Source organism: Rhodococcus sp. Leaf233, assembly GCF_001426165.1.
Classification (GTDB): Bacteria; Actinomycetota; Actinomycetes; order Mycobacteriales; family Mycobacteriaceae; genus Rhodococcoides; species Rhodococcoides fascians.
The window spans coordinates 273,434-292,178 of record NZ_LMRO01000008.1; the positions used below are offsets into that span (position 1 = coordinate 273,434).

Here is an 18,745-nt window from a genome sequence, read left to right on the forward strand (position 1 = left end):
TTTTGTCGGTGTCTCGCGACATACTGTTCGTGCGATCCGGGACGCTCGGAAGTGCTGGAAAAAGACGGATCGGTCGGGTTCTAAGGGGCTTTGAAGTGAGTTTGAGTTACGCATCCACCGTTCCACGCCAGCTCGTGCATCGGCGCTCTCCGGCGGACGTGCTGTTGACCGACTACGAGACGGTCGACGGTATGCATCGTGCGGCGGTACAGCTGCCGACGTCGCATCGCATGTTCGTGCCGGTACGTCGCACCCACGATTCGTTGATGATCGCCGAGGCGCTGCGGCAGGCAGTGAGCCTGTTCTGTCACGTCGAACACGACGTCCCGCTCGACCACGTGGTCTACATCGAGCACTTCCGGTTCGACATTCTCGACCTGCTGTCGGTCGACAACATCGACGATTCGCTTGTCGCCGAGTCGATCACGACCGACCGCACATTCGAGGACGAGTCGCTGGACAACCTGAAGCTGTCGGCTCGACTGCTCAACCGCGGTCAGGTCGTCGCCTCCGGAACGGCGTCCGTGCGTCCCATCGGACCGGACGTCTACTCCAAGGTCCGCAAGCCGACCATGGCCGACCCACACTTTCGGTACCTTCCCGCCGGAACCGAGGTGGTAGAACCGGCCGGAGTCGGCCGTCTCGACCCCTCAGATGTCGTACTGGCTCGTCATACCTCGGACGGGACGCTCGTGGTGGCTCCGGATCCGCGGAACCTGGCGATGTTCGATCATTCGGTGGAATACCTACCGGGCGTCACCATGCTCGAAGCCGCCCGTCAGGCGTTGCGTTTGGCCACCGGTTGCGTGGGACTGGACTTCACGTCCCTCGAGGTCAGGTTCTTGGGGTTCGCCGAATGGGCCAACCCGTGCACGGTCATCGTCGACAGCGACACGACCGACGGCATTCACCGCATTCAGTTCGAGCACGACGGGGTCGTGCTCTCGGCGATGTCCGTCACGGCGACACCCGAACCGTGGCTACCGCTCAGCGATCGTTCCAGTCGATGAGCGGTGCATCGGCTACCGCTCGTATCCGGGCCAGTCGCCGGCGAGGGGCGATCGACGGTAGCAACAGGTGCCACATCTCGGTCATCCGAAGCTGGAGGTCGGCGCGTCCGGTGAGCATCTCCGAGACGGTCTGAACTCCCGTGAACGATGCAACGATCATCCTGGCGAGTGCGGCCGTGTCCACGTCGTCGACGATGTCGCCTTCGGTCCGGGCGCGCTCGGTCAACTTCGCGATCATTCCGATCCAGTCGTCGAACGATTGCGCATTCGGATTCTGAGCCGTCGTCGATTCCAACGTCAACCGCATGCCGCCACGTGCGATGGGGTCGGTCTGCAGCTGACGCGCCAACTCCTTGGTGATCAGGATCAGGGCATCGATGGCCTTCGGTGTGCTTTCGATGATGGTGACGGTGGCAGCGGTGGCAAGAGCCATCTGTGCCTCGATCACGGCCTGCGCCAGATCTTCCTTCGACGAGAAGTGGAAGTACATCGCACCCTTGCTGACGCCGGCGTTGGCGATGATGGTGCTCAGACTGGCTGTGCCGTAGCCGAACTTGTCGAAGCTCGATGCGGCTCCCACGAGTACGGCCTGCCTGGTCGATTCTGCGCGCTCTTGCATCGGTAGACAATAGCTGGTACCCGCTTTCGCGGCACTCTCCGAGTCAAAAGACGGCAATTCAACGAAAATCGGTGTCGATGCCCAAGGGGCGAACCGTGCGCGCCTGCTCGAATGGTGATGGGGGATGACGGTGAGCGTGCAAATTGATGGCACGCTCATCACATGGTCAACAAGAGCGCGGGCATTCTGCTGTTTCGGGTGAACGCCGACGTGGTGGAGGTTCTGATCGCCCATCCCGGCGGCCCGTTCTGGGCGCGGAAGGACGACGGTGCGTGGTCGATAGTGAAGGGGGAGTTCACCGAGGCCGAAGACCCGTGGACCGCGGCTCAGCGCGAGTTCCGAGAGGAAGTCGGCATCGAGGTGCCTGCGGGCAACCCCATCGAGCTCGGCACCGCCACACAGCGCGGCGGGAAGATCGTCACCGCGTTCGGGATCGAGTCCGACCTCGATGTCTCCACTGCGATGAGCAACACATTCGAGATCGAATGGCCGCCGAAATCCGGAAAGATGCAATCGTTTCCCGAGGTAGACCGCATCGAATGGTTTTCGGTGCCGCTGGCGAGGACAAAGCTACTGGCCGCGCAGCACCCATTTCTCGACGCGGTGGAGGCCTTTGTGGAGTTGCGCTAGTTTCGGCGTCGAATCCGGGGGTATCCGGCGGCCGGAAACGACGGCCGCGGATGCAGGGTGGGAAGTGGAACATGACACCGATGGAGACGACCGACGCCGACACGGCTCGCGTGGAAACGGCTCTGCTGGAAGGTCAGTGGGCAGGTCGAATCGTGGCCTCGGGGTTCGTGGCTCTGGCCACCGGCCTGTCCTGGATGTTCGCCGCGTCCGCAATGATCGGCTAGCAATACCAGACCGTTCGGTCGATACTGCTCAGCGACTACTAGGAAGGGCAGTGCAGTGACCGACGGTATTGCGTCAGCGACCCCACCGGCGATCGAGGTACCCAAGCGCGCCTGGCAAGCCCTGGTGGTTCTGTTGCTCGGCATGTTCATGGCCCTGCTCGACACCACCATCGTCAACGTCGCATTGCCGACGATCAGCACGACGCTGGAGGCATCGGAATCCGTTCTGTCGTGGATCATCTCGGGCTACGCGCTCGCGTTCGGTCTCGCTTTGATTCCGGCGGGCAAGGTCGGGGATCGGATCGGGCACAAGTGGGTGTTCTTCACCGGCCTCGCTCTGTTCACGGTGGCCAGCTTCGCCTGCGGACTCGCTCAGGACGATCTGCAGTTGGTGGTTGCCCGAGTGGTTCAGGGTCTGGCAGGCGGGATGTTCGTGCCCGCTGTCACAGCGTTCATTCAACTGCTGTTTCCAGGTCCTGTGCGCGGCAAGGCATTTGCGATCATGGGTGCGGTCATCGGTGTGTCGACTGCGTTGGGGCCGATCGTCGGCGGGTTGATCATCCAGGCCTTCGGTGAGGAGAACGGCTGGCGGTTGGTCTTCTGGGTCAACCTGCCGATCGGCATCGTCGGTCTGATCGCGGCGGCGGTTCTGCTGCCGAAAAAGGATGAATCCGAGCCGACTGCAAGGCCTGGCATCGACTGGCTCGGGTTGGTGCTGATCTCCGCCGGCCTCATCGCGCTACTCGTACCGCTGATCGAAGGCCAGGAGCTCGGGTGGCCGTTCTGGACCTACGTGACCATTGCTGCAGGCGTGGGCCTGATTGCAGTGTTCGGCTGGTGGGAGGTGATCCACAGCGGTCGCGGACACAATCCGCTCGTGCCGCCGCGACTGTTCACCCGACCGGCATTCACCGGCGGTGTGATTCTCGCGCTGGTGTACTTCGCAGCGTTCACCAGCATCTTCTTCACCATCTCGTTGTTGTGGCAGACCGGGCTCGGCAATACGGCCCTCTCGTCCGGGTTGGTCTCGATACCGTTCGCGATCGGCAGCATCATCGCGTCCTCGCAGAGCAACAAGCTCACGATCCGACTCGGCCGCACCGTACTGATCCTCGGCGCATCGCTGGTGTCGATCGGTTTGATCTGGCTGTGGATCATCTTGGCGACCAGTTCCGCCGACACCATCTCCCATTGGACTCTGCTGGTCCCGCTGTTCATCGCGGGCTTGGGCAACGGCGCGTTCATCGCTCCCAACGCGCAGTTCATCGTCGCAACCGTCGACCGCGACGACGCAGGGGCCGCGAGCGGCGTCATCTCGACGATGCAGCGCGTCGGCTCCGCAATCGGTATCGCAGTCATCGGTAGTGTGCTGTTCGGCTCACTCACCATCACCGGCCCCGATACCGTGGGATCCGGCTTCCTGCACGGTGCCGCAATGGCCATGGCCGTCAGTGCCGCGTTCAGCGTCGTTGCGTTGGCGTTGGTGTTCGCTCTACCGAAGAAGGTGCAGAGCGGTCACTGATCTCGGCTCGTTCAGCTCGACAGGCCCTTGCCGTGCCGCTGGACGACCGTCGATGCGAGATCGGCGATCTTGACGTTCAGATCCTGCGACGATTTGCGGAGCAGTGCGAACGCTTCTTCGTCGGATACTTTGTGCAGCGCCATGATGAGGCCGATCGCCTTGCCGATCTCACGGTTACTCTCGAGGCCGTCGCGCAAGGTCGATGCCTCTTGGCCGTTCAGCATCGCCCCTACCGTCACAGAAGTGAATGCAGTCAGGATGACGGCTTTGTCGGCGGTGTCGGCATCGAAGGCACCTGCGGTGTCGGTGAACAGGTTGAGAGCACCCACCTTCTGCTCGTCGACCTTGAGGCGGAACCCCATCGCTCCCCGGACCGGCGTGCGGTTCAGGACACCCCGAGCCATTGCGGGCCACTGGGTGGGGCTGCTGAAATCCGGCTCGAGTTGGACGGCCTCGGTGGTCAGCGCATCCAGGCACGGTCCCTGACCTGTGGCGCGTTCGATGTCGTCGACGACGCGTGCCACGTCATCCGAGGCCGCGACGGTGACGGCCTTTCCGTGGCGCAACAACATGAGACTCGCGTGATCGCAGTGAGGGACAACCATCGTCGCGGCGTTGCAGATAGCGGTGTAGACCTCTTCTGCGCTACTGCCGCGATACACGATGTCGGCCAGAGCGGCGAATACAGTTGCCGGGTCGGTCGACGGAGCGTCGAACTGTTCGTCGTCGGTCATTGCTTCTCCCGTCGTGTGGCGCATGCCGGGCAAACCGGTTGCGCAGCACATCAACCGTACCGCCCTGCGCCGGGGTCCCTGCACCAACGGGCTGGCAGTAGCCTCATGTCGTGAGCAATGCGCAGGAATCTACGGGATTCGAGTACGGCCACGACGGCCCGAAGTCCATCGTGGTGGGCGTCGACGGCTCGGATTCGTCCTGGCGGGCCGCCGCATACGCCGGAGGACTGGCCCGTAGGCAACAATCGCTTCTGGTGCTGGTCTACGTGCAGCCCATCGCCACCGCGTCGTGGGGCCAGGCGGGGATCTCGATGGTGGAAACGGGCCGACAGATCGCCGACGAACTCCTCGACTACATCAGAACCTCGGTGGCCCGCTTCGGGGAGCGAGAGCAGGTTCGCTGGGAATTCCGCACTGCGCAGGGTGATCCTTACAACGGACTCGTCGCGGTTGCCGATGGACTCCGCACCGACGCCGTCGTGGTGGGGGCCTCCGAACGCGCCGGGCACCGATTGGCGGGATCTGTGGCAGTGCGACTGGTCAAGGCGGGCCGCTGGCCGGTCACAGTGGTGCCATGAAGGCTCGAATTCCAACCAGTCCGCGGTTTTCCCTGTAAAAATAGGCAGTCACCTCGTCGGATGCGAGGCGTATGTGGTGCGGTTCTCGGATTCGGGGAGTTCCATGGCTGGTCTGTCGCGTCGTTAATTCGTCACCCGGGTGGGCACCCTCGCCGCGGCATGGGGAGTCGCACCGCAGGTTCTGGGCCACGCCCTTGTCGCTCGGGCGCAGCCGGCTTCAGGAGAGACAGATGTCGGCGGAACGCTGGCGCAGACCATCCTGAGATCGTCGACCGGCCCCGGTCGGTACCGGGTGCTTGCTGCGGGGCCGGGTGAGCCCTACGTCCCTCGCCTCGACATCCTCGGGCGGGCACCCAGCGCGTCTCGGGTGCAGGCCAGGCGGTCGTTGCTCTACCTGGGGCACCTGTCGGACATGCATGTCATCGATGCGCAATCGCCCGGTCGGATCGAGCCCATGATCGTCTCCGACCATGCGGCGTGGGGCTCGGCCTTCCACCCGCAGGACCCGCTGACCGTGCACGTCACGGCAGCGATGGTGAAGGCATTTGCGGATGCACGAATCAGTTCGGTCACCGGCGCTCCCATGGGGGCCGCGGTTGTCACCGGTGACAGCGCCGACATGCATTCTCATCTCGAACTTCGTTGGTACATAGACGTTCTCGACGGCGTCGCGGTCCGGCCTACGAGTGGCGCATCCGACGTCTTCGAGGGCGTGCAAGCGTGGCCCGAGGCGCAGTGGGCGTATCGGCCGGGCGATCCGTCGGGAGGGTCGTTCGGGGACTACGGATTTCCGACGCTTCCCGATCTGTTGACGCAGGCGATGTCGGGGACCGTCGAATCGGTGGGGCTACCCGTCCCGTGGTATTCCGTCTACGGCAATCACGACACGTTGTTGCTCGGCACGTTCGATCTCTCCTCTCAGCTGCATGCCCTCGCGGTCGGCGGACGCAAGGCGTACACACTCGAAGCGACGGCCACCTCGGCATTGGCCGGGTACGCGTCGACGGGTAGTCCGCTGCAGAGGATGGTCGATGCGCTCGGGGTCGGATCCGGCGCCCGGCCCGGGTTTCGGGCAGTGTCGGCGGATCCGGCTCGGTATCTCTTCGAGCAGCGTGAGTTCATGCAAGAGCACTTCGAGACGACTCCCACCCCAGGGCCGATCGGGCACGGTTTCACCCAGCACAACCTCGACTCGGGTGAAACCTGGTGGGCGGCGGACCCGACTCCGAACGTTCGCACGTTCGGACTCGACACGTGCAACGCCGTCGCCGGCCCCGACGGGGCGGTGCCCGAGGACCAGTTCGACTGGCTCACTCAGCAATTGGAGAAGGCGCAGGCCGAACGCAAGCTCGTCCTGATCTACACCCACCACAACAGCCTGACTTTGGAGAACCGTGCACAGCGGCCGGGACAGTCGGTGAAGCTGTACGTCGCAGACGAATTCATCGATCTGCTTCTGAAATATCCTGTGGTGATCGGTTGGCTCAACGGTCACACCCACCAGAATCAAATCGTGGCGCATTCGCGAGACGGACGAGGGTTCTGGGAGATCACCACCGCGTCGTGCATCGACTTTCCGCAGCAACAGCAGGTGGTGGAGATCGTCGACAACAGAGACGGGACATTGTCGCTGTTCACGACCGTGCTCGATCACGCGTCGCCGATCACGCCCGGGAACAGCGGCAGCTACCTGGACCTCGCCTCGCGTAGTCGTGAGTTGGCTGCGAACGACTGGGCCGAGAATCCGCTGATGCGACGAGGTTCGAGCCTCGACCGCAACACCGAACTCCTCCTGCCCGCGCCGTTCGACCTGAGCGCCATCACCGACGCCGCTCTGGAACAGCAACACCTCGACGAGCACGCCAGACTGATTGCGTACGAGACGAGGCAGGGACGATGAACGGTGTTCGTAGACATCTCATCTCGGTGGCGGCGGTGCTGGCCTGCGCGGGGTGCTCGCAGACCGCTGCGCTCGCCCCGGTCGGGGGAGCGGAACTCGGTAACCTCCGCTACGCGGTGAACGACGTGCTGTTCGATCAAGGAATCGAGATCCTCGTTGCGCCCGTGTGCTCGGGCACCGGGGCGGACATCGAATGTGCCGGGACGACAACCGGTAACGAGACGATTAACGGTACGGCCACGTCCGACGATGCCAGTACCGTCGAAGTGAAGGTCGGCGCAACCGTTCTCTACTCGGGTTCGGTGCAGGACGTACTCGACCGCAATTCGACGGTCGGTGCGCCATGAGAGAGGTGCCACCGCTCGCATCGGTGGTTATCGTCTCGGCTCTGATTCAGGCGCTGACCGTGGTGGGGGATCCGGCTCCGGCGTCGTCCCTCGGATTCGCTGCGTTGGTCGTCGTTTCCGCCGCAACGGTGGTGTGCGCCCTATGGTTCACCGCCTCGACGGCACTCGATGTGGTGGACGGCAACGTGTCGGGTGCACTGAGCCGGACGTGGCGACGACCGCGGGTACTGGCGTGGTGCGTGGTGCTGACCGGGGCGGCCGTTGCGCTCGCAATTCTCTTCCCCCCGCTCCCTGTTATCGTCATAGTCATTGCGCTGCTGATACTTCCAGCGGCAGTGGACTGTCGCCGAAACCCTCTGCGCGCTGCACTACACACCGTGAAGCAATCCCCGTGGCGCTGTACCGCAGCGGCTGTCATCACGATCCTCGCCTACCTACTCGGCTGGGTGGTGGCCCTCGTGCTGGGATTCTTCGTCACCGGCGTGGTAGCGGCATTCCTGACGTGGCTGTGGTTCGGGGCCAATGCTGCTGCACTGCTGGTGTATTGGTCGGCTCTGTATCGCAAGGTGGTAGGGACTTGATCGGCGCTCGCGAAATCGCTCTACTCAGCCGCGGGCACGTCGACCGATCGCGGCCTCGGCCACGATCTGATCGATTCGACCTGAACGAGAGTCGTCTCGAACGGCGCTGACAATCCACCACAGCATCTGCTTACGGGCGCTGGGAGGGAAGTCGTCCCAGTTGTTACGAGCGTCTGGGTCACGGTCGAGTGCCGTCTTCAACTCGAGCGGTTCTTCGAGGTTCTCGACCGGATCGGAAATTGTCCACCACCCGTTCGACTGCGCGGCAGCAATGGCGTGGCGACCTGCGTCGGTCATGAGGCCGCGTTCTTCCATATCGGCTGCGCGTTCTCGGTTGAGTCTGGTCCACGGGCTCTTGGGTCTGCGCGGTGTGAACAGCTGCAGGCCACGGTCCTCGTCGAGAATGCTGCTGGTGGAGTCGATCCAACCGAAACAGATGGCTTCCTCGACAGCCGCGGGATATGGGCAACGGGGTCGGTCGGTGCCGGTCCGCCATGAACAGAGCCAGACGCCTCGGGTCGAGCTGTGATTGTGCGACAACCAGGATCGCCACTGCGCCCGTGTCTCGGCATGGATGATCGGGTAGTCGAACTTCCACGTCGGGGGATGGGCTGACGCGGGCGGCGACGATTCCGACGCAGTCATTCGCTCGCGCGATCGACTCGACCCGGTAATGCCTCGCTCTGGTTCCACATGGCTTCAGTGTCCCCACAATCGAGGACATCCGCTGTCCGCGATGGCTCGCACATTTCGACGGCCGGCTCGTGGTGGGGCGGGCGGGGCTCGAACCCGCGACCAATGGATTATGAGATCGTACCGGGGTGCAGGTCGAGAGCTGAAATGCGCTGTCAGCAGCGATTTCCCGACTGCTCCCGATCGTTCCCGACCTCGATTGTCTCGTGCAGAGTGGGCAAAAAGCGGGCAGGAATCTCAGTCCGAATTGACCACTCGGAGCGTCACGACATCGGCCATAGGCGGGCCTTCGATCCTGTCCGCGACGTCGTTCAGATCGTCCTCGAACAGCCCTGCGTAGAGATCGAGGGTCATGGCGGCCGACGCATGTCCGAGCATCCGCTGTACCGCCTTCACGTTCGCCCCGACCGAGATCGCTATCGACGCCGCCGTATGCCGCAGATCGTGCGGCGTAACGCGGGGGAGACGTGCGTCGACGACTGCCTGATCGAACCAGTCCCGGCGCGCGTTCTTGTTGCGGAGTACGCCGCCTGACGGCGTGGAGAACAGGAGATCGTCCGGCCCCTTACCCGTGGTGCTCTCGGTGATGCGCGCGGCGAGCCATGTCGGTACTGGCACCGTGCGGGTGGCGTGAGTCTTGGGAGTGCCCCAGTTCAGTAGGCCGTTTATCTCGGTCACCGATTCGGCCACAGTGAGCCGTCGTCGGCCGCCGTCCCAGCGCCGGACCTTGAGTGCTGCCATCTCGCCCCAGCGCAGTCCGGTGAACCCCAGGGTGAGGACGACGAGCTCGCCCGGCCCGGCCTTCTCGGCCAGCGTGAACAGCTGCTCTCTCGTGAGGAACGTCGGTTCGTCGTGCCGAGCGCGCGGAAGGTTGATTCCCGATGCCGGATTGGCAGCAATTCGCCTGTCGCGCACAGCAACATCGAGGATCATCGACATCGCGTGGTGCGCCTTCTTGACCGTCGACGGTGCCCGATCCCGCGAGAGCTCGTTGATCCACGCCTGGAGTGCCGGCGCGGTCACCTTGGCGACGTTCACGTTCTGCCAGCGGGGGAGTACTTGCTGTTCGAGTGTCTGCCGGTACCGCTCGAGCGAGGACGGCTTCACGTCGATCTTGCTGTCGTACCAGTCCTGTGCGAGGTGGCCGACGGTGAGCAGTCCCGCCGCGGGTGCGACATAGCGCCCCTCGAGTTTGTCGACCTCGACGACGTTGGCGAATGTCTCGGCCGCAGCCTTGGTGGCGAACCCGCGCTTGTCGGTCTGACGACCCTCGGGCGTGCGGTACCGAACGCGGTAGCGGGTGCCCTTCGCGGTGTCGTACGGCTTGACCGTTGCCATCATCCGGCCCTTCGTAGTTTCGCTCGGCTGTCGCGGATGCGGCGCAGTCGTTTCACGAGGACCGGGTCGGCTTTGAGGGCGTCCGGGTCGTCGAGCAGTGCGGCGAGAATCTGATAGTAGCGTACAGCCGACAGTCCGAGCTGGTCGCGAATGTTGGCTTCCTTGTTGCCTGGCGCTGTGTACCAACGCTTTTCGAACTGCAGGATCTCTTCCTGTTGTGGCGTCACGGCTGTCTCCGTTCAAGTTCTTCGTCGATGAATGCCCGCTCGTCGTCGGTGAGATTACGAACGCGGGTGAGCAGAGTGGGGAGATCGACCCACAGTTCCTCAGCCGCCTCGTCGTCGATGCGGTTTCGGTTCCAGGCGATGACGTCGATGAGCGCGCCGAGTTCGATCAGGCGCTCGGCGGTGATCCGGTCGACGATCTCTTCCTCGCGCATGGCGAGGCGCAGATCGGCCGGCACCGGGCCACGCTCGACGTGGACGATCTCATGAGTGAGGGTGCAGCGCCGCTCGCGCTGGTTCGAGCGCCGGTTGATCTCGATCCCGTTCGGCGTCCACTTTCCGAGGCACCCCGAGCCGCCGTCCGGATAGGCGACGTGGACGTGTGGGTGTTCGTCTCGGAGGTGTCGCCATGGGTGCCAGGTCATGAACACACCATGCGGCATGACTCCGACAAACTACGCAGGTGTAATTAGCTGACCTGCGAAAATGCGGTCACTCGTAGGGGATTCCGAGGCGTTCGCGGATCTCGTCCTCGGTTTCACCCTTGCGTGCGGCGAGCTCGTGGTCAGCCTGTGAGCCTTGATCTTCGTCGATCAAGGCTTCAGCCTTGTTTCTTGCGGGGTTCGCCCGATTGGGACGATCCGCGTTGGTGCGGGCTTGTCCCGCATTCATGGGGGCTCCTGGCCGGCGAGCGCCGCCGCCCGTGCCGCTGTGCTCCGGGCTGCCCTCTTGCGTCCGCGATTCTTGCTCTTCGTCATTGGTAGCTCCTGCCTTGGCTGCGAGCACTCGCACTACTGCGAGCACTACGTCGCGTTGTTCTTCGGTGAGCCGGTCGGCTCCGGGCGGCAACATTGCAGCAAGGGCGGAATCCCGACTCCGCACCGCAAACCCGATACTCCGGGCGACGGCGAGAACAACCAATGTGATGTCGACGTCGAGCGCGTCGGATATCGACTGAATGGTCGCGGGTTCTGGAAATTCCTTGATGCGCGTGCCGGTGCCGAGCTGTTGCCAGCGCTGCCTCGAAATCACCCCTGACGCCCGGTCGGCCAACTGCTGGTATGACCAGCCGCGTTCCGCCTTTCGGGCGCTGATGAGATCTGCGAGGTTCGGCACCGCTGAAGCTTGCGTGCCGTCAAGTGCGCTGGGCAACCCGTCCTCCGAACTACCCTCCTACCGGCAAAACCCGGCCTGAGGCGTTTACGTGCCTACCAATTGTCAGCGCTTACTTTGCCCTAGAACCCCTGGCTGCGGAAATACGCCGGTGTCATTACTTGACACCTGCCTATCGGTAGGCAGTAGAGTGCTGCTTGTTGGTTGACAGATAGGTGCCTACGGAGCAGACTGGAGAAGCAAGATGACGACCCCGTACCGACGATGGCCGAAGGGAACCTGGATGAAGCTCAAGAGTCCAGAGCTACTGCGAGCGTTCGTTGGCCCCGAGGACAGCAAGAAGATGTCGGCGCGAAAGCTCGCCCGATATGCCGATGTGCACCCGAGTTTCATCGACCATCTACTGGCCGCTCGTCGTCGCAGTTGTGAGCCGCTGACCGCAGCTCGAATTGCGGAGGCGCTCGAGGTGCCGATCGCGATCCTTTTTGACGTGCAGGTGTCAACTACCGCGCAGCGTTCTGGCAACGCCAAAGCAAAGAGCACAGTCGCCGCATAGAAAAAGCCGCCACCTGGGCGAACAGGTGACGGCTTCGAGACAGACCCAACAATCAGGAAAGGAAAGTCATGACTGATCTTACCCCGTTCGACAACGGCGAGTTCAGGCTCGACATCACCCCGCACGAGTCCGACGGATTCCGTGTCATTGCATCCGGCCTTGCGCGCGCCCTGGGAATGCGCGACGCGACTCGGCTGATGGAGTCAATTCCCCAGTCCGAGAAGGGGTACACGCTAGCGAGTACCCCCGGCGGCGAGCAGCGAGTCGGCTACCTGACCGAGTCTGGTTTCTACCGTGCACTCGGAATGCGGCAGACCGCACGCATTCAAGACTCTGCGATCCGCGATCAGGTTGAGCGATTCCAGGCGTGGGTCTACGGCGTCGTTTTGCCGGGGGTCCGAACCGGCACCATTGCAGCACCCGCGCTCACCGAAGACGAGATCGTCCATCAAGCGCTCCAGATCCAGAGCCGCAAGGTGAAGGAACTCGAGGCGACCGTCGCGGACATGACTCCGAAGGTCGATGCTTACGAGCGGTTCATCGACGGCGACGGAACGTATGCGATCGGTGCGGCCGCGAAGATCCTCGGGCGTTCGCAGAACCGTCTGTTTGCAGACCTGCGTAATGCAGGCGTCCTCATCCCCAAGGGTTCGATGCGGAACACGCCCTACCAGCGCTACATGCATCACTTCGAGGTGAAGGCGCACGACTTCGAGCGGTCCGACGGTACGCACGGAACCTCGTACACGACTCGTGTGCAGCCGTCCGGCCTGGCGTTCATCGCCCGCAAGCTCGGCCTCGATGCAGTGATGCAGTTGGAGGCGACGGCATGAGCGAGAAAGAAGAGCCAACCTACGGACTTGTCATGCCCTTCATTGCTGTCGAGTCCAACGGCGGCACGTACGAAGACGCTGCTTACGTTGCGGGCTGGGAGCTCGGCGTAATTGACGGGCAGCTTGCGGGACCAAACGCCCCGACACCCGAGCATCCAGGTCCTCCGCTGGTCACGCAGTGGCGATGGATCAACGAGGCAAATGCGAAACAGGCTGACCTCCTTGCGATGAAGCATGGGATGAAGGCTGAGTTCGACGAAACATACGAGGGCTACATCTCCGTGCGATTCGTTCCGGCCGAAGGTGGTGCCGCATGACCGCTCCAATCGACACCCCATCCCCATGGCTCACCGTCGACGAGGCCCGCGCCTACGCACGTTGCGGCCGACAGCAGATGTACCGCGCGCTCCACACCGGCGAACTCGTTGGCACCCAGCGCAAGCGGCCGCAGGGGACGTGGCGGATTCATCGCGACGCACTCGACGCATGGCTGCGGGGGAGTAACCCAGAGCAGTCGCCGATGAAGCTCAAGCGCGTCACCCCCGATCCGCGTCGATTGAAGAGGTCGGCATGAGTGAACCACTCGACCTCGACCTCGACGCAATCGAGAAGCTGGCAAAGCTGGCGCGCGAGGAAACCTTTCGTCCCGGTTGGCCGTACGGCGGCTCAGGCGAGTGGACCGAGAACGTCATCGGGATGCTCGGCGGTGCCACGGGCGATTTCGCCGGTGGCATGTCGCCCGACGTAGTGGACGCTCTCCTCGCCCGCATTCGTGCACTCGAAAGTCAACCGAGTCGCGTGCACCACGATGAGTTGGATGCTATCCAGGCCCGCGCTGACGCGGCGTCGTCGGCACCGTGGGTATGGCGTGACGGCAACAACCCCAGAGCCGGCATCTATGGATCGGTGAGAGATGCCAACGGCGATTACGTATCCGGCTCTTTCGACGTTCGTGACGCCGAGTTCATCGCCCACGCTCGCACTGACATCCCCGCCCTCATCGCTCGCGTCCGGGCGTTGGAACCCCGCGTGCTCGAGGGGGATTGGGGGACGGTCCGGGATGCACTGGACTCACTGCCGGAAGGTGCGCAGATCCGTTGGCGAGCAAACGGATCACGCGCACTGCCAACCCTCGGCATCAAGATCACAAACGTCATAGGCCACGCATCTTGGTCCACCACTGGCCTAGGGATTCTCAAGGCCACCACCATCGCCCGCGATGAGACACCCATCGAGGTGATCGCATGAGCCGACGTCAGAACAGTCCGCTCGAAAAGATCATCAGCCCCCACGTTTACAGCGACAGCGCAATGATCCGTTGTGCTGCAGCGGTTATCGAAGCGGGGTGGCGGCCTCCTGTTCGCATTGTCGAAACCGTCGAAGAACTGGACGCGCTGCCTGACGACGCGGCCATTCGAGATCGCAACGGCAAGCTCTGGGGTGCCAAGTCGGATGGGGTGCCGAGCGAGGCGCTGCGTTCCCTGCTCCCCGTAACAGTCTTGTACGAAGGCGGTGCCTCGTGATCCGCCGTCTCCGTCCCCACCTAGCCCTCGCGGGCATCCTCGTCGTGACTTTGCAGGTCGTGTCGCAACTGTGGCCGGGTGCGTCATGACCTTCATCTCCCGAGGCGAGGTCTACGACGGCTACCCGATGGGTGCGGACTGCGACCTGGACGCCCTGATTGTCGGAGTCGCGTTGCCGAACATGATCGCCGAAACCTGCCGAGCCCTGCTGTCCATGCTCGGCATCCCTTACTCCCGAACCGAAGTCATGCGCGCCCTCGGCCTGCCAGCCGAAGTTGCACGTGGCGGTGATCTACCCGCTGCCGCCGGGCTGGACGGCGCGGGTTCCCCGGTGCCGGTGAGCGGTCTCTCCACTGCTCCCGGCACCCCAAACGAAACGAGAAACAAATGACCTACCAACCCGACCCCGATGGCATGAACTCGCTGTACCGCGAAACGCTGACGATCTGGGGCGAGACCTGCTCACTACAGGTGCGCGGCCAGGCGGGGCTTGTCTTGCATCACCCCGACGATGCTCCGAGGTCACGAGAAGACCTGCACCCGTACGAGATTCCCGTCGCTGACGCCGTTCTCATCCGCGATGTGCTGAACGCAGCAACGGACCGTGGCGAACTCCCCTCGGAGATCACCCCATACGAGCCGGTGCAGCCATGACCGACAACAAAATTCTCATCACCAAGACCCGATCCGGCGGCAACCGCATGGTCCGCGCCGACACGAAAGACGGCCTCGGCAACGGCACCTGGATCAACGCCAACCAACTCGACAACACCCTCATCGACCAGGTCCGCGAGATCGCACACGAGCACCTCGCCATCGCGGACACCCTCGACCAGGCACTCACGAAAGGAGCGGACTGGTGATCATCACTGTCCCAACGCAATCGACCCGCGAAGTCATCACCCTCTCGCGGTGTGACGATCCCGGCATCATCTCCGCGAAGGTCCGCAAGCCGCGCGGGGGACTGTTCCGCTTGACGTTGGCCGGCGGAGTGAAGACGTGGGCGTACGGCGACGAGATCATCGTGCGGAACGGGGTGTCGGCATGAACAAGGCGCTCGAAGCATCCGCACGTAATTCATGGATGGAGACGTTCACCGAACGCGACGAAACCCCTCGTGAACCGTTGCGTTTCGGGATCGAAGAGGGCATCGCATGGGGTGCCGTCGGAAATCCGATGGGCTCGATCAACGGGTACGCGTGGATACCTCGTGAGGGGCACCCGTGGTCGACAGTCGACAGCTACGAAGATGAGCGCCTGAATGATGTCGAAGTTCATGGCGGTTTCACGTTCTGCCGGAATGGATGGATCGGCTTCGACACCCTGCACGCATGGGATGTGTGGGATCCGGCGCATCTCGAAGCATTGAATGTCCCAGCACGACATGGCCGCCGGTATCTGCAAGAGGAGTGGGATAGCCACCTCGCCAAGGCTTCGTCATGGGATCGGGTGTGGACCATCGATCAGGTCGTAGCCGAAGCGCAGAAGCTGGCTCGACAGATTGCGAGTGCGGCATGAGCACTCACTTCACCGTCGACCGGGGCGAACTCGTCGAACCCCGCCACCTCACCCTCGTCGTGTCGAACGACTGGCCGACCGAGCGTGACGAGGACGTGTACGAACGCCGCGGCAAGAAGAATGCGGTCGGGGTTGCGGGATGGTTGTCACTCGCCTGCCTCGCTGTGTACATCGGGATCGTCGTCTGGGCGGCGGTGCTCTGATGGATGCCGATCAGCAGCGCGCCGTCGTCGACAAGATCCACGCCAACCCGGTCGAACACCCCGCGCATTACGTCGCTCACCCGTCCGGCGTCGAGTGCATCACGATCACCGAGCACATGACGTTCAGCCTGGGCAATGCCGTCAAGTACATCTGGCGGGCGGGGCTGAAGTCGACCTCCCCGATCGAGGATCTCCGCAAGGCGCGCTGGTACCTCGATCGTGAGATCAAGCGGCTCGAGGAGAGGCAGTGACCGGGCCGATGGTGTGGGACGAACAGTCCTTGTGGCATCTGCCCGCCGGTACCCACTTCCGCGAGATCGGCCGGCTGGGTCGCGAGTTCATCGTCGACGACCACCGCCCCGGCCTGCTGTGGCACGGCTCCACTCCATGCCCGGTCGCTGTGGTCGAACTCCCGGTCGAGGTGCTCGCCCATGCCGTCTGACTACGACAGCCTCACCGATCCCGCTGAACTTTGGGATCGGCCCGAAACCTTCCCTACCGAAACGCTTTCCGAGGAGAACCAATGACTGAGAAGATCGCTGTGACTCGCGAGCTGCGCATCGCCGTGGCCGCTGAGTACAGGAAGTTTGGTGCCGATGTTGAGAGCGCCGAGAAAGCCAAGTTCCTTGCCGAGAATGCGGTCGGTACTCGATTGCCGGTCGTGTCCGATGTGATCGGTGAGGACGGTCGGCCGGTGACGATCGGTGCGGTGACGGTCAAGAAAGCAGTGAAGGCGACTGCGAAGCCGTTCATCGAAGACGAAGAGCAGGCGATTGCGTTCGCCGCTGCAGTGTTCGGTGGTGCCGTCTCCGAGGTACGGATCACCGCGCAGGCCAGGGCGTCGGTGATTGCTGCGGCTGAGAAGGCGATCAAGGACGGTGAACCGTTACCTCCGGGTGTGGTTCTGCCTGAGGTGTCGCCTCGATCACCGTCTGTGGCGTGGACTCCGGAGAGGGGTGTTGATGCTGGCGCGTTGCTGTCGGATATGGCGGCTCGGGGTGCGTTGGACGTCACCGGAATCCTGGCGCTTGAGGTCCGACCAGAGCCAGGTGAAGCAGCATGAGTACTTCCCAGATCCTTGCTGATGCCGCCGATCTGATCGACCTCAAAGGCCACTCACTGGACCATTACCAGACCGCTGATGGTCGGTTGTGCACGATCGGGTCTATCGTCCTCGCGGCCGGTGGAACATTCACCTACCAGGCCGACCGTGACGAGCCGGACGATTTCAACGGCCCGGACGGTGACGATTGGGCGGTCACGGACGCGATCGCCGTGGTCGAGTCTGTCGTCACCGGTCTGCCGGTGAATTCGCTGATGATGCCGGGTGGCTCGTTGGTGGAGTGGAATGCGAAACCGGATCGGGAGAAGTCCGATGTGGTGGATGCTCTGCGTGCCGCGGCGAAGCGGGTGGCGGCATGAGCTACTTCGAGGACACCGGCTACGGGAAGTGCGTGTACTGCGGTACCCACGACGCTAACGCTGATGGTTTGTGTGATGGCTGCTTCGTCAGGTCAATGCTGTGACCGCCACCGAAGTGCCCCAGACGGAAAGGCAGGCAGGGTTCCAGAAACTCCGGGAACCGTTCCTGCCGAACCAGATCAACACCCTGCCCAAGCCGTACTCCAAAGATTCGCCGCGTGAGTGGTGCAACGAGTGCAAGTCGAAGCATGGGATGCCCGCCGCCCACCTCGACTACGTCGGACATGCCGCAGCCAGTGATCGCCTGTTGGACGTGGACCCGGAGTGGACGTGGGAACCGTTCGCGGTGGACGCCAGTGGGCTTCCCGCGTTGGATCGAAACGGTGGCTTGTGGATTCGGCTCACTGTGCTCGGTGTAACCCGACCCGGGTACGGGGACGCCGGCGGTAAGAACGGCGCGAACGCGGTGAAGGAAGCGATCGGTGATGCGATCCGCAACGCGGCTATGCGTTTCGGTGTGGCACTTGGGCTGTGGCACAAGGGCGATCTCCATGACACTGCGCAGGAGATTGAGCCTGAACCGCCGTCGCCAGCGGAGGAAGCGAAAGCTGATTTGTTGGAGACGTTGAAGTTCAAGGACATCGACCCTGCTCTCGCTGTGGAGAAGTTCGCGGCCGATAGGCATGGCGAGCTCCGAGCGTCTACGGATGTTGCTGCGATCAAGGCTCTCACCCAGCACTACCGGGGGGTGAAGTGATGACCGCAGGATTCGAGATCGCCACCCAATGGACCACCAATGACTCCGCTGAACTCGATCGGTGGATCCGCCAAAACTATCCGAACCCACGCCCACTGACGGCTGATTCACGTCTGGCGGAGATCCTCCGGGACGCCGAGGTGGAGCGCTGCGAGGTGTGTGAGAAGCCGATGGTCCGCGGCAAGTTCACGGTGAAGCCTGCTGGTTATGTCCGTCATGCGGGGTTCGGTCGGTGTCATACGTGCCGGAGTCGGGAGCGGTATGGGGTTGAGCCGTCGGCGCGCCGGAAGTTGTCACTGTCTGATCGGGAGGCGGTGCTGGAGTGCCTTGCTGATGGTGTGACGGTTCCGGTGGTGGCGGCCAGGTTCGGTGTGACTGATCGGACTGTGCAGCGGATCAAGGCGGCGAACCGATGATCGA

General features: G+C 63.2%; 33 protein-coding genes. 26 read left to right on the forward strand and 7 right to left on the reverse strand.

Translation table 11 applies throughout. The features are described from left to right. The first annotated feature begins 95 nt into the window (after window positions 1–95). A complete protein-coding gene (locus ASH04_RS09065; protein WP_048318625.1) occupies window positions 96–1,010 on the forward strand; it encodes an AfsA-related hotdog domain-containing protein in 915 nt (304 codons plus the stop codon). Here the strand turns inward: ASH04_RS09065 and ASH04_RS09070 are convergent. Then, a complete protein-coding gene (locus tag ASH04_RS09070) occupies window positions 988–1,629 on the reverse strand; it encodes a ScbR family autoregulator-binding transcription factor (RefSeq protein ID WP_027497477.1) in 642 nt (213 codons plus the stop codon). The genes ASH04_RS09065 and ASH04_RS09070 overlap by 23 nt on opposite strands. A gap of 162 nt (window positions 1,630–1,791) precedes the next feature. On the opposite strand from ASH04_RS09070, the gene ASH04_RS09075 reads away from it, so the two are divergent. The 3 genes from ASH04_RS09075 (at window position 1,792) to ASH04_RS09080 (ending at window position 4,005) form a co-directional block, all read left to right on the forward strand. Next, window positions 1,792–2,259 (forward strand): NUDIX domain-containing protein, encoded by a 468-nt coding sequence (locus tag ASH04_RS09075; protein WP_032399938.1) that lies wholly within the window; start codon window positions 1,792–1,794, stop codon window positions 2,257–2,259. A 71-nt stretch (window positions 2,260–2,330) separates the two neighbouring features. Beyond that, the gene (locus ASH04_RS26470; protein ID WP_155288446.1) at window positions 2,331–2,483 is read left to right on the forward strand and encodes a hypothetical protein; all 153 of its coding nucleotides are present in this window, start codon (window positions 2,331–2,333) and stop codon (window positions 2,481–2,483) included. A 55-nt stretch (window positions 2,484–2,538) separates the two neighbouring features. Then, window positions 2,539–4,005, forward strand: a complete 1,467-nt coding sequence (locus ASH04_RS09080; RefSeq protein WP_057473307.1) for an MFS transporter — start codon at window positions 2,539–2,541, stop codon at window positions 4,003–4,005. An 11-nt stretch (window positions 4,006–4,016) separates the two neighbouring features. Here the strand turns inward: ASH04_RS09080 and ASH04_RS09085 are convergent, their stop codons facing one another. Next, window positions 4,017–4,739, reverse strand: coding sequence for a GAF and ANTAR domain-containing protein (locus tag ASH04_RS09085; protein ID WP_027497474.1), 723 nt, complete (start codon window positions 4,737–4,739; stop codon window positions 4,017–4,019). 110 nt (window positions 4,740–4,849) lie between these two features. On the opposite strand from ASH04_RS09085, the gene ASH04_RS09090 reads away from it, so the two are divergent. The 4 genes from ASH04_RS09090 (at window position 4,850) to ASH04_RS09105 (ending at window position 8,145) form a co-directional block, all read left to right on the forward strand. Continuing rightward, window positions 4,850–5,317, forward strand: coding sequence for a universal stress protein (locus ASH04_RS09090; RefSeq protein WP_027497473.1), 468 nt, complete (start codon window positions 4,850–4,852; stop codon window positions 5,315–5,317). A gap of 139 nt (window positions 5,318–5,456) precedes the next feature. Further along, the gene (locus ASH04_RS09095; RefSeq protein ID WP_235579972.1) at window positions 5,457–7,217 is read left to right on the forward strand and encodes a TIGR03767 family metallophosphoesterase; all 1,761 of its coding nucleotides are present in this window, start codon (window positions 5,457–5,459) and stop codon (window positions 7,215–7,217) included. Beyond that, window positions 7,214–7,564, forward strand: a complete 351-nt coding sequence (locus tag ASH04_RS09100) for a hypothetical protein (protein WP_057473308.1) — start codon at window positions 7,214–7,216, stop codon at window positions 7,562–7,564. The genes ASH04_RS09095 and ASH04_RS09100 overlap by 4 nt, the downstream gene beginning before the upstream one ends. Continuing rightward, a complete protein-coding gene (locus ASH04_RS09105) occupies window positions 7,561–8,145 on the forward strand; it encodes an EI24 domain-containing protein (protein WP_057473309.1) in 585 nt (194 codons plus the stop codon). The genes ASH04_RS09100 and ASH04_RS09105 overlap by 4 nt, the downstream gene beginning before the upstream one ends. A gap of 24 nt (window positions 8,146–8,169) precedes the next feature. Here the strand turns inward: ASH04_RS09105 and ASH04_RS09110 are convergent, their stop codons facing one another. From ASH04_RS09110 to ASH04_RS09130, 5 genes are all read right to left on the reverse strand, one after another. Then, window positions 8,170–8,790: a YdeI/OmpD-associated family protein gene (locus ASH04_RS09110; RefSeq protein ID WP_057473310.1), complete on the reverse strand. Its 621-nt coding sequence runs from the start codon at window positions 8,788–8,790 to the stop codon at window positions 8,170–8,172. 285 nt (window positions 8,791–9,075) lie between these two features. After that, window positions 9,076–10,179 (reverse strand): tyrosine-type recombinase/integrase, encoded by a 1,104-nt coding sequence (locus ASH04_RS09115; RefSeq protein ID WP_082519207.1) that lies wholly within the window; start codon window positions 10,177–10,179, stop codon window positions 9,076–9,078. Then, window positions 10,176–10,403: a DUF3263 domain-containing protein gene (locus tag ASH04_RS09120; protein ID WP_057473312.1), complete on the reverse strand. Its 228-nt coding sequence runs from the start codon at window positions 10,401–10,403 to the stop codon at window positions 10,176–10,178. Before ASH04_RS09120 ends, ASH04_RS09115 begins: the two co-directional genes overlap by 4 nt. Next, window positions 10,400–10,825 (reverse strand): hypothetical protein, encoded by a 426-nt coding sequence (locus ASH04_RS09125; protein WP_235579973.1) that lies wholly within the window; start codon window positions 10,823–10,825, stop codon window positions 10,400–10,402. The genes ASH04_RS09120 and ASH04_RS09125 overlap by 4 nt, the downstream gene beginning before the upstream one ends. Before the next feature lie 67 nt (window positions 10,826–10,892). Continuing rightward, window positions 10,893–11,516, reverse strand: coding sequence for a helix-turn-helix domain-containing protein (locus ASH04_RS09130; RefSeq protein ID WP_057473313.1), 624 nt, complete (start codon window positions 11,514–11,516; stop codon window positions 10,893–10,895). 280 nt (window positions 11,517–11,796) lie between these two features. On the opposite strand from ASH04_RS09130, the gene ASH04_RS09135 reads away from it, so the two are divergent. The 18 genes from ASH04_RS09135 to ASH04_RS09220 all read left to right on the forward strand — a co-directional run bounded on the left by ASH04_RS09135 (window position 11,797) and on the right by ASH04_RS09220 (window position 18,741). Continuing rightward, window positions 11,797–12,069: a helix-turn-helix domain-containing protein gene (locus ASH04_RS09135; RefSeq protein WP_057473314.1), complete on the forward strand. Its 273-nt coding sequence runs from the start codon at window positions 11,797–11,799 to the stop codon at window positions 12,067–12,069. Window positions 12,070–12,137: 68 nt separating this feature from the next. Further along, entirely contained in the window at window positions 12,138–12,902 is a 765-nt protein-coding gene (locus tag ASH04_RS09140; protein WP_057473315.1) for a phage antirepressor, read from the forward strand. After that, window positions 12,899–13,219 (forward strand): hypothetical protein, encoded by a 321-nt coding sequence (locus tag ASH04_RS09145; RefSeq protein WP_057473316.1) that lies wholly within the window; start codon window positions 12,899–12,901, stop codon window positions 13,217–13,219. The genes ASH04_RS09140 and ASH04_RS09145 overlap by 4 nt, the downstream gene beginning before the upstream one ends. After that, on the forward strand, window positions 13,216–13,476 hold the full coding sequence (locus tag ASH04_RS09150) for a helix-turn-helix domain-containing protein (RefSeq protein ID WP_082519209.1): 261 nt from the start codon (window positions 13,216–13,218) through the stop codon (window positions 13,474–13,476). The genes ASH04_RS09145 and ASH04_RS09150 overlap by 4 nt, the downstream gene beginning before the upstream one ends. Continuing rightward, window positions 13,473–14,150, forward strand: coding sequence for a hypothetical protein (locus ASH04_RS09155; RefSeq protein ID WP_057473317.1), 678 nt, complete (start codon window positions 13,473–13,475; stop codon window positions 14,148–14,150). The genes ASH04_RS09150 and ASH04_RS09155 overlap by 4 nt, the downstream gene beginning before the upstream one ends. Next, the gene (locus tag ASH04_RS09160) at window positions 14,147–14,425 is read left to right on the forward strand and encodes a hypothetical protein (RefSeq protein WP_057473318.1); all 279 of its coding nucleotides are present in this window, start codon (window positions 14,147–14,149) and stop codon (window positions 14,423–14,425) included. Before ASH04_RS09155 ends, ASH04_RS09160 begins: the two co-directional genes overlap by 4 nt. Before the next feature lie 85 nt (window positions 14,426–14,510). Further along, window positions 14,511–14,816: a hypothetical protein gene (locus tag ASH04_RS09165; RefSeq protein ID WP_057473319.1), complete on the forward strand. Its 306-nt coding sequence runs from the start codon at window positions 14,511–14,513 to the stop codon at window positions 14,814–14,816. After that, window positions 14,813–15,079 (forward strand): hypothetical protein, encoded by a 267-nt coding sequence (locus ASH04_RS09170; protein WP_057473320.1) that lies wholly within the window; start codon window positions 14,813–14,815, stop codon window positions 15,077–15,079. The genes ASH04_RS09165 and ASH04_RS09170 overlap by 4 nt, the downstream gene beginning before the upstream one ends. Continuing rightward, on the forward strand, window positions 15,076–15,288 hold the full coding sequence (locus ASH04_RS09175) for a hypothetical protein (RefSeq protein ID WP_057473321.1): 213 nt from the start codon (window positions 15,076–15,078) through the stop codon (window positions 15,286–15,288). Before ASH04_RS09170 ends, ASH04_RS09175 begins: the two co-directional genes overlap by 4 nt. Then, window positions 15,285–15,473: a hypothetical protein gene (locus tag ASH04_RS09180; RefSeq protein ID WP_057473322.1), complete on the forward strand. Its 189-nt coding sequence runs from the start codon at window positions 15,285–15,287 to the stop codon at window positions 15,471–15,473. Before ASH04_RS09175 ends, ASH04_RS09180 begins: the two co-directional genes overlap by 4 nt. Beyond that, a complete protein-coding gene (locus ASH04_RS09185) occupies window positions 15,470–15,943 on the forward strand; it encodes a hypothetical protein (RefSeq protein WP_057473323.1) in 474 nt (157 codons plus the stop codon). The genes ASH04_RS09180 and ASH04_RS09185 overlap by 4 nt, the downstream gene beginning before the upstream one ends. Then, window positions 15,940–16,146 carry a hypothetical protein gene (locus ASH04_RS09190; protein ID WP_057473324.1) on the forward strand — a complete coding sequence of 69 codons (207 nt, stop codon included), beginning with the start codon at window positions 15,940–15,942 and terminating at the stop codon, window positions 16,144–16,146. The genes ASH04_RS09185 and ASH04_RS09190 overlap by 4 nt, the downstream gene beginning before the upstream one ends. Beyond that, window positions 16,146–16,397 carry a DUF3310 domain-containing protein gene (locus ASH04_RS09195; protein WP_057473325.1) on the forward strand — a complete coding sequence of 84 codons (252 nt, stop codon included), beginning with the start codon at window positions 16,146–16,148 and terminating at the stop codon, window positions 16,395–16,397. Before ASH04_RS09190 ends, ASH04_RS09195 begins: the two co-directional genes overlap by 1 nt. Then, on the forward strand, window positions 16,394–16,588 hold the full coding sequence (locus tag ASH04_RS09200; protein ID WP_057473326.1) for a hypothetical protein: 195 nt from the start codon (window positions 16,394–16,396) through the stop codon (window positions 16,586–16,588). The genes ASH04_RS09195 and ASH04_RS09200 overlap by 4 nt, the downstream gene beginning before the upstream one ends. A gap of 81 nt (window positions 16,589–16,669) precedes the next feature. Next, complete coding sequence (locus tag ASH04_RS09205) at window positions 16,670–17,209, forward strand: hypothetical protein (protein WP_057473327.1); 540 nt, start codon at window positions 16,670–16,672, stop codon at window positions 17,207–17,209. Beyond that, entirely contained in the window at window positions 17,206–17,568 is a 363-nt protein-coding gene (locus tag ASH04_RS09210) for a DUF6197 family protein (protein WP_057473328.1), read from the forward strand. Before ASH04_RS09205 ends, ASH04_RS09210 begins: the two co-directional genes overlap by 4 nt. A gap of 100 nt (window positions 17,569–17,668) precedes the next feature. After that, window positions 17,669–18,325, forward strand: a complete 657-nt coding sequence (locus ASH04_RS09215) for a hypothetical protein (RefSeq protein WP_235579974.1) — start codon at window positions 17,669–17,671, stop codon at window positions 18,323–18,325. Beyond that, complete coding sequence (locus ASH04_RS09220; protein ID WP_156394506.1) at window positions 18,325–18,741, forward strand: helix-turn-helix domain-containing protein; 417 nt, start codon at window positions 18,325–18,327, stop codon at window positions 18,739–18,741. Before ASH04_RS09215 ends, ASH04_RS09220 begins: the two co-directional genes overlap by 1 nt. Window positions 18,742–18,745: the final 4 nt, after the last annotated feature.